6 protein-coding genes are annotated in these 7,983 nt (G+C 74.8%); 2 read left to right on the top strand and 4 right to left on the bottom strand.

All coding sequences use genetic code 11. From position 1 onward, the window contains the following. From WA788_RS30020 to WA788_RS30005, 4 genes are all read right to left on the bottom strand, one after another. A partial coding sequence (locus WA788_RS30020; protein ID WP_335982613.1) for an alpha-amylase family glycosyl hydrolase occupies positions 1–912 on the bottom strand: 912 nt, incomplete at its 3' end. A gap of 170 nt (positions 913–1,082) precedes the next feature. After that, on the bottom strand, positions 1,083–1,952 hold the full coding sequence (locus WA788_RS30015) for an aldo/keto reductase (RefSeq protein ID WP_335982611.1): 870 nt from the start codon (positions 1,950–1,952) through the stop codon (positions 1,083–1,085). 201 nt (positions 1,953–2,153) lie between these two features. Then, a complete protein-coding gene (locus WA788_RS30010) occupies positions 2,154–3,911 on the bottom strand; it encodes an ABC transporter ATP-binding protein (protein ID WP_335982610.1) in 1,758 nt (585 codons plus the stop codon). After that, entirely contained in the window at positions 3,908–5,740 is a 1,833-nt protein-coding gene (locus WA788_RS30005; RefSeq protein ID WP_335982609.1) for an ABC transporter ATP-binding protein, read from the bottom strand. Before WA788_RS30005 ends, WA788_RS30010 begins: the two co-directional genes overlap by 4 nt. A gap of 299 nt (positions 5,741–6,039) precedes the next feature. On the opposite strand from WA788_RS30005, the gene WA788_RS30000 reads away from it, so the two are divergent. Together WA788_RS30000 and gndA are read left to right on the top strand one after the other, a co-directional pair. Continuing rightward, positions 6,040–6,315 carry a GlsB/YeaQ/YmgE family stress response membrane protein gene (locus WA788_RS30000; protein WP_335982607.1) on the top strand — a complete coding sequence of 92 codons (276 nt, stop codon included), beginning with the start codon at positions 6,040–6,042 and terminating at the stop codon, positions 6,313–6,315. A 182-nt stretch (positions 6,316–6,497) separates the two neighbouring features. Then, a complete protein-coding gene (gndA, locus tag WA788_RS29995; RefSeq protein ID WP_335982605.1) occupies positions 6,498–7,940 on the top strand; it encodes an NADP-dependent phosphogluconate dehydrogenase in 1,443 nt (480 codons plus the stop codon). Positions 7,941–7,983: the final 43 nt, after the last annotated feature.

Below are 7,983 nucleotides of genomic sequence, written 5' to 3'. Positions count from 1 at the left end.
GAAGTACGACGCCGGGTCGTCGTCGGCCAGCCGGTAGTACGCGGCGTTGTCGATCCCGCGGAAGGACAGCGTGGGGCCCAGGTGGTTGCCCTCGGCGGTGTGGTTGTAGACCACGTCGAGGATCACCTCGATGCCGGCCGCGTGCAGCGCCTTGACCATCGACTTGAACTCCGCGACCTGCCCGCCCCGGCCGCCCGATGCCGAGTAGCCGTTGTGCGGGGCGAAGAAGCCGATGGTGTTGTAGCCCCAGTAGTTGGTCAGGCCCCGGCCGAGCAGATGCCCGTCCTGCACGAACTGGTGCACCGGCATCAGTTCCACGGCGGTGACGCCCAGCTCCGTCAGGTGCCCGATCACCGCCGGGTGCGCCAGCGCGGCATAGGTGCCGCGGATCTCCGGCGGCAGCCCCGGGTGCGTCATCGTCAGGCCCTTGACGTGGGCCTCGTACATCACCGACTCGTGGTACGGCCGCTTGGGCAGCCGGTCGTCGCCCCAGTCGAAGTACGGGTCGGCGACCACCGAGAGCATCGCGTGCGGCAGGCTGTCGGCCGGGTCGGGCACGGCCGGGTCGCCGTCGCGGTAGCCGAGCAGCGACGGGTGCCCGTCCGCCTGCCCCTCGACCGCCTTCGCGTACGGGTCGAGCAGCAGCTTGGCCGGGTTGCAGCGGTGCCCGCGCGCCGGGTCGTACGGGCCGTGCACCCGGAACCCGTACCGCTGCCCGGGGCCGACCCCCGGCAGGTACGCGTGCCGGATCACGCCGTCGACCTCGGTCAGGGTCACCCGCGTCTCCCGGCGCGCGTCGTCGAGCAGGCACAGCTCGACCTTCTCGGCGACCTCGGAGAACAGCGCGAAGTTGGTGCCGGTGCCGTCGAAGGTGGCGCCGAGCGGAAAGGGATGGCCACTCCATTTGTGCATTTTCGAGACCTTACTGTCGGTACCGCCCTGCACATCCGACGTGGCCGCCCCGACGCGCGGACCCCGCCCGCCGCGCACCCGAGCGCCATTCCCGCGTCATCCGTCCGGCCCAGCGCACCGGCCGGGCCGCGGCGCCCGCACTCGCGAACGCCGCCGGGCCCCGCGCCCGCTCAGCCCACCGCGGCGGTCAGCTCAGCGAACTCCTCGTCGCTGAGCTGGAGTTCGGCGGCCGCCACATTGTCCTCCAGATGCGCCACCGACGATGTGCCCGGGATCGGCAGCACCACCGGGGAACGGCGCAGCAGCCAGGCGAGGGCGAGCTGCGAGGGCGACGCGCTGTGCCGCTCGGCCAGTTCGGCGAGCGGTCCACCGGGCTTGGCCAGCTCCCCGGTGGCCAGCGGGAACCACGGGATGAAGGCGATGCCCGCCGCCTCCGCGTGGTCCAGCAGCCGCTCCGCGGAGCGGTTCGCCAGGTTGTACAGATTCTGCACCGACGCGATCTCCGCGACCGCCCGGGCCGCCTCCAGCTGGTCCACATCGACCTCGGAGAGCCCGATGTGCGCGATCTTCCCCTCCTCCTGGAGCCGCTTCAGCTCGCCGACCTGCTCCTCCAGCGGCACCTTCGGGTCGATCCGGTGCAACTGGAAGAGCGGGATGCGCTCCAGGCCCAGATGGCGCAGGCTCATCTCCGCCTGCTGCCGCAGGTATTCCGGACGGCCCAGCGGCTGCCAGGCATCCGGCCCCGACCGGGCCAGGCCCGCCTTCGTGGCGATCACCAGGTCCGCCGGGTAGGGGTGCAGCGCCTTGCGGATCAGCGGCTCGGCCACCACCGGCCCGTAGGAGTCCGCGGTGTCGATGAAGTCGACGCCCAACTCCACGGCGCGCCGCAGCACCCGCACCGCCTCGTCGGGGTCCTTCGGATCACCCCACACCCCGGGGCCGGTCAACTGCATCGAGCCGAACCCGAGCCGGGTGACCGGCAGCTTCCCGGACAGGGTGAAGCTCCCGGACGCCTTCGCGGGCTGGGTCTGTGCGCTCACGTTCGCCTGCTCCTTCCGCGGACGCGCCCCGGCCCACCCCGGCCGGCCCGCGCCGCACGACGGTCCCCCCGCGGGCGGCCCTTCCGCCCACGCCCCGTCCAACCCCCTGCCCGCCGGCCGCTATTCCACCCCCGCCCGGTTTCCCCCGTTCGGCCCAGTGACCGCCGCGCTCCCGCGGCAGCCGTGCGGGCCGCACGCCCGTCAGGCCGGGGCGCCGTCCGTGCCGCCGTGCCAGGACGACCACAGCGACGCATAGGTGCCGCGGGCAGCCAGGAGAGCGTCATGGGAGCCCAGTTCGGTCAGACGGCCGTCCTCCATCACCGCCACGCGGTCCGCGTCGTGCGCGGTGTGCAGGCGGTGGGCGATCGCGATCACCGTACGGCCGCGCAGCACGCTCGCCAGGGCGCGTTCGGTGTGCCGGGCGGTGGTCGGGTCCAGCAGCGCGGTCGCCTCGTCGAGGATGAGGGTGTGCGGATCGGCCAGCACGACCCGCGCCAGGGCGAGTTGCTGGGCCTGCGAGCCGTCGGTGCGGTGGCCGCCGTCGCCGACCGCGGTGTCCAGGCCGGCCGGGAGGTCCTCCACCCAGTCCGCGCCCACCGCCGCCAGCGCCGCGAGCAGTTCGGCGTCCTGCGCGGCGGGCGCGGCGATCAGCAGGTTGTCGCGGACCGTGCCCAGGAACACGTGGTGCTCCTGGGTGACCAGCACGACATGGCGGCGCAACTGCTCCGGGTCCAAGGCCGCGACCGGGACACCGCCCACCGTCACCGACCCCGCGTGCGGCGCGTCGATCCCCGCCAGCAGCCGGCTCAGCGTGGTCTTCCCGGCCCCCGACGGGCCGACGAGCGCGATCCGCTCCCCGGGCCGCACCGTCAGGTCGACACCCCGCACCACCTCGCGCCCGCCCTCGTAGGAGAAGCGCGCCCCGACCACGTCGATCCGGTCGTCCGCGGGGGTGTCGGCCGCCGCCGGCGCCTGCCGCGCGGCCGCGCCCAGCCCCTCCACCCGGGCAAAGGAGGCACTGCTGCTCTGAAGTTGCTCCACCCACATCATGATCGAGTCCAAAGGCTCGGAAACCTGCCGCAGGTACAGCGCCGCGCTCACCACCGCGCCCAGCCCGACCACGCCGTGCGCGCGCAGCACACCGCCGACCACCAGCACCGCGACCACGGGGACGACGTAGGAGACCTCCACGGTGGGGAAGAACACGCTGCGCAGGTCCAGCGTGCGGGTCCTGGCCCGGCGGGAGGACTCGATCGCGTCCCGGCTCGCCGCGACCCGCCGCTCCTGCAAGCCGAACGCCTCGATCGTGCGGGCACCGGTGACGGTGGCCGTGAGGACCTCGGTGACCGCCGAGTTGGCCGCGCCCTCCGCGAGATAGGCGGCGCGGGCCCGCCGCAGGTACCAGCGCACCGACCAGGAGATCCCCAGCAGCCCGACCAGGCCGCAGCAGCCCAGCAGCGGGTCCAGCAGGAAGACCGCGCCGAAGATGAACAGCGCCTGCACCATGGTGATCAGCACCTCCGGCGCCGCGTCGCGCAGCGTGGTGCCGACCATGGCCACGTCGGTGGTGCCGCGCGCGGTCAGATCGCCGCTGCCGGCCCGCTCCACCACCGAGGCGGGCAGCGCCAGCGCGCGGTCCACGAACTGCTCGCGCACCCGCGCCAGCGTGCGCTCGCCGAAGCGGTGCCCCAGGTAGCGGGCGTAGCGGGCGAGCAGGAACTGCGCCGCGGAGAAGACCAGGATGACCAGCGCCATCCGGTCCACGTCGCCCACCCCGGCGCCCTTCTGCACGTCGTCCACGATCCGGCCGACCAGCCACGGACCGACCAGACCGGCCGCCGCGGCCAGCGCGTTCAGCCCGAGCACGCCGGCGAACGCCCACCGGTCGGCCCGCACCAGGCGCCCGGCCGCCCGCGCGACCTCCCGCGGCCCGGCCACCGGCAACTGCCGCGGCGTCATCGCCCCGCCTCCTCGGCCCGCGCCCGCCTGCCCATCGCGCCCGCCCCGCCACCCGGCGCCGCCCCGCCGCCCGGCGCCGGCCCGCCGCCCGGCGCCGGCCCCGGCACCTGCCCGGCGTGCTCCTCCTCCGCCGCGCTGCGGTCCACCAGCAGGCGGTAGCCCGGCTCGCGGCGCAGCAGGTCGCGGTGGGTGCCCGAGGCGGCCACCTTGCCGTCGACGAGGTACTGCACGGTGTCGGCCTGGTCGAGCAGCACCGGCGAGGTGCCGGTGACCACCGTGGTGCGGCCGGTCCGGGCCGCCCGCAGCCGGGCCGCGACGGCCGCCTCGGTGTGGGCGTCGAGCGCGGAGGTCGGCTCGACCGCCATGAGCACCTCGGGTTCGGCCAGCAGCGCCCGCACCAGCCGCACGCGCTGGCGCTGCCCGCCGGAGAGGTTGCGGGCCTGCGCGTCCATCGCGGTGCCGAGCCCCTCGGGCAGCCCGGCCACCACGTCCTGCGCCGCGGCGTCCCCGACGGCCCGGGCGACCGCCTCGTCGTCGTGCGCCCGCCGCCCCGCCACCATCTCGCGCAGCGTCCCGGCGAACAGGTCCGCCTCGTTGTCGGCGACCAGGAGCCGGTCGCGGACCTGCGCGGCCGGCACGTCCGCCAGCCGGACCCCGCCCCAGGTCACGTCCGCGCGCCGGAACCCGCCGAGCCGGTCGACGACCTCCGCCGACTCGGCCGGCCGGGCGCTGACCAGCGCGGTGAGCCGCCCCGGCGCCACCACCACCCCGGAGTCCGGGTCGCGCAGCACCGAGGGCCCGGCGGGCGCGTCCGCCGCGCCCTCCTGCCGTTCGCCCCCCTCGGGCGCCAGCGCCAGGAAGCCCACCACCCGCTTCGCGGCCACCAGCCCGCGGGTGATGTCGTAGCCGCACTCGATGAAGAACGCCACCGGCATCACCAGCACCGCGACATAGCCGTAGACCCCGACGAACTCGCCCACCGACAGGGTGCCCTGGACGGCGAGGCGCGCCGCGAGCCAGGTGACGAGCGCGAGGAAGAGCGTCGGGAGCCCCACGCCGAGCGCCTGCACCCAGCTCGTCACGGCCCCGACCCGGTACCCCTGCGCCGTCAGCTCGGCGGACTCCCGGCGGAAGGCGTCGGCGAACAACTGCTTGCCGCCCAGCCCGTTGAGCACCCGCAGGCCCCCCGACAGGTCGCCGATCCGCGCGGTCAGTCCGCCCTGCCGCTCGCGGTAGACCGACTCCGCCCCGCGCAGCCGCCCCAGCAGCGGACCGACCAGCAGGGCGATCACCGGCACCCCGAGCAGCACCACCAGCCCCAGGGACACCGACATCGACAGCAGCAGCACCGCCACCACCAGATAGGCGATCACCGAGCCGAGCCCCGGTCCGGTCATCGTCAGGGACTGGCTGATCTGCTGGACGTCGGTCACGCCGATGGTGACGACCTCGCCGGCGCCCGCCTGCCGCGACAGGTCCGCCCCCAGCCGGTTGGCCTGCGCGATGACCGACTTGACCGTGCGGAAGGTCGCGTCCATCCGCAGCCGCGTCATCGTACGGTGCCGCATGGTGCTGACCCAGGCGTTGAAGGTGCCCAGCGCCAGCAGGACGCCGCTCCAGGCGAGCAGCGGACCGGTGCGGCCGGGCTCCAGCCCGTCGTCGACGGCCCGGGTCAGGACGTAGGGCGTGAGGACCATCAGGACCATCCACACGGTGCCGAGCACCGCGCCGCCCAGGGTGCGGCCCGGCTGGCGGGCCAGCAGCCACCACAGGTAGCGGCCCGGGCCGCGGCGTTCGGGCGTGCCGGGGTCGGCGTACGCGTCGATCACGAGCGGGCCCCGCGGGTCCGCCGGTCCTGGAGGTGCGCGCGGTCCTGGAGGTGCGCGCGGTGCGGTCGGGGCCGGTCGGTCGCCTGGGATCGGTGCATGGCCGCCAGCCTCCCAGAGCACCCGGCCGCCGGGCCAACGTATATCCGGCCCGCCCCCTCGGCTGCCGGCCCGGCCGGCCCACCCCTCGGCCGCCGGCCCGGCCGTCGCAGCGGCGTCGCAGACATGTCCCGGCCCCGTAACAAGCCGCCGTACGGCGGAAATCACGGTGTGCGCCGCGGGCGCCGGGGCATATGGCCGACATGGGAATCATCGGTTGGATCATTCTGGGACTGCTCGCAGGAGCGATCGCAAAGCTGCTGCTGCCCGGGCGCGACCCGGGCGGGGTGCTCGGCACCACCGTCATCGGCATCATCGGGGCCTTCCTCGGCGGCTGGCTGTCGGCCAAGGTGCTCGGCCACCCGGTGCCGCACCACTTCTTCGACCGCTCGACATGGCTGGCCGCGATCGTCGGCTCGCTGGTCCTGCTCATCGCCTACCGGCTGGTCTTCGGCGACTCGCGCGACCGACGACGGTGAGCCGCGGGCCGCGGCGGACCCCCGCCCGGCCCGCGGCCGCACCCCCCCAGCCAGCCGCCGCTCCACGCCCGCACCGCCGCCGTCCACCCGAACGGCCGCAGTGCGACGGCCCGGCACCCTCCCGCCGCGCACAATGACCGGGAGCGGCCCCACGACCCCGGCGCGGCAACCAGGAGCGGAAGATGAGCGCAACAGCGGACATCGGCGTGACCGGCCTCGCGGTCATGGGCAGCAACCTCGCCCGCAACTTCGCCCGCCACGGCTTCACCGTGGCGCTGCACAACCGCACCACCGCGAAGACCACCGCCCTCGTCGAGGAGCACGGCGACGAGGGGGACTTCGTGCCCGCCCGCACCCCCGAGGAGTTCGTGGCCGCGCTGAAGCGCCCGCGCCGCCTGATCGTCATGGTCAAGGCGGGCGACCCCACCGACGCGGTGATCCGCGAGTTCGCCCCGCTGCTGGAGGACGGCGACGTCATCATCGACGGCGGCAACGCCCACTTCGAGGACACCCGGCGCCGTGAGCGGGAACTGCGCGAGCAGGGCATCCACTTCGTCGGCACCGGCATCTCCGGCGGCGAGGAGGGCGCGCTCAACGGCCCGTCGATCATGCCCGGCGGCTCAACCCGGTCGTACGAGTCGCTCGGCCCGCTGCTGGAGCGGATCGCCGCGAAGGCCAAGGACGGCACGCCCTGCACCACCCACATCGGCCCGGACGGCGCCGGCCACTTCGTGAAGATGGTGCACAACGGCATCGAGTACGCCGACATGCAGCTCATCGCCGAGGCGTACGACCTGCTGCGCGCCGTCGGCGGCTACACCCCCGAGCAGATCAGCGGCATCTTCCGCACCTGGAACACCGGACGGCTCGACTCCTACCTGATCGAGATCACCGCCGAGGTGCTGGCCCACACCGACGCCGCGACCGGCCGCCCCTTCGTGGACGTCGTCGCCGACGCGGCCGAGCAGAAGGGCACCGGCCGCTGGACCGTGCAGACCGCGCTGGACCTGGGCGTGCCCGTCTCCGGGATCGCCGAGGCGGTCTTCGCCCGCTCGGTGTCCGGCCACACCGACCTGCGCGCCGCCTCCCGCGACCTGCCAGGACCGCGGGCGAAGGCCCTGACCGGCCAGGCCGCCGCCGACTTCGCCGACCAGGTCGAGCAGGCCCTGTACGCGTCGAAGATCGTCTCCTATACCCAGGGCTTCCACCAGATCCAGGCCGGCAGCGACACCTACGACTGGGACATCGACCTGGGCCGGATCGCGGCGATCTGGCGCGGCGGCTGCATCATCCGGGCCGCGTTCCTCGACCGGATCACCGCCGCCTACGACGGCCGCCCCGACCTGCCGAGCCTGCTGTCCGACCCGCGCTTCGCCGCCGAGATCGGCGCCGCCCAGGACGACTGGCGGGCCGTGGTGTCCGCCGCGGTGTCCGGCGGGGTGCCCGTCCCCGGCTTCTCCGCCGCGCTCGCCTACTACGACGCGCTGCGCGCCGAACGGCTGCCCGCCGCCCTCACCCAGGGCCAGCGCGACTTCTTCGGCGCCCACACCTACCGGCGCGCCGACCGCGACGGCACCTTCCACACGCTGTGGGGCGGCAGCCGCGACGAGGTCGAGGCCGGCTGAACCGCGTGGCATCGCGCCGCGGGGGAAGGAAACCCCGCACAGG

The sequence above is a fragment of the Streptomyces sp. CA2R106 genome, assembly GCF_037034245.1.
Classification (GTDB): domain Bacteria; phylum Actinomycetota; class Actinomycetes; order Streptomycetales; family Streptomycetaceae; genus Actinacidiphila.
This window is presented reverse-complemented; position numbering and strand designations above follow the sequence as displayed.

Bases quoted from the DNA above. Each gene is read 5' to 3' on its own strand.
- WA788_RS30010 (WP_335982610.1), bottom strand. From the start codon at position 3,911: ATGACGCCGCGGCAGTTGCCGGTGGCCGGGCCGCGGGAGGTCGCGCGG.
- WA788_RS30000 (WP_335982607.1), top strand. From the start codon at position 6,040: ATGGGAATCATCGGTTGGATCATTCTGGGACTGCTCGCAGGAGCGATC.
- gndA (WP_335982605.1), top strand. From the start codon at position 6,498: ATGAGCGCAACAGCGGACATCGGCGTGACCGGCCTCGCGGTCATGGGC.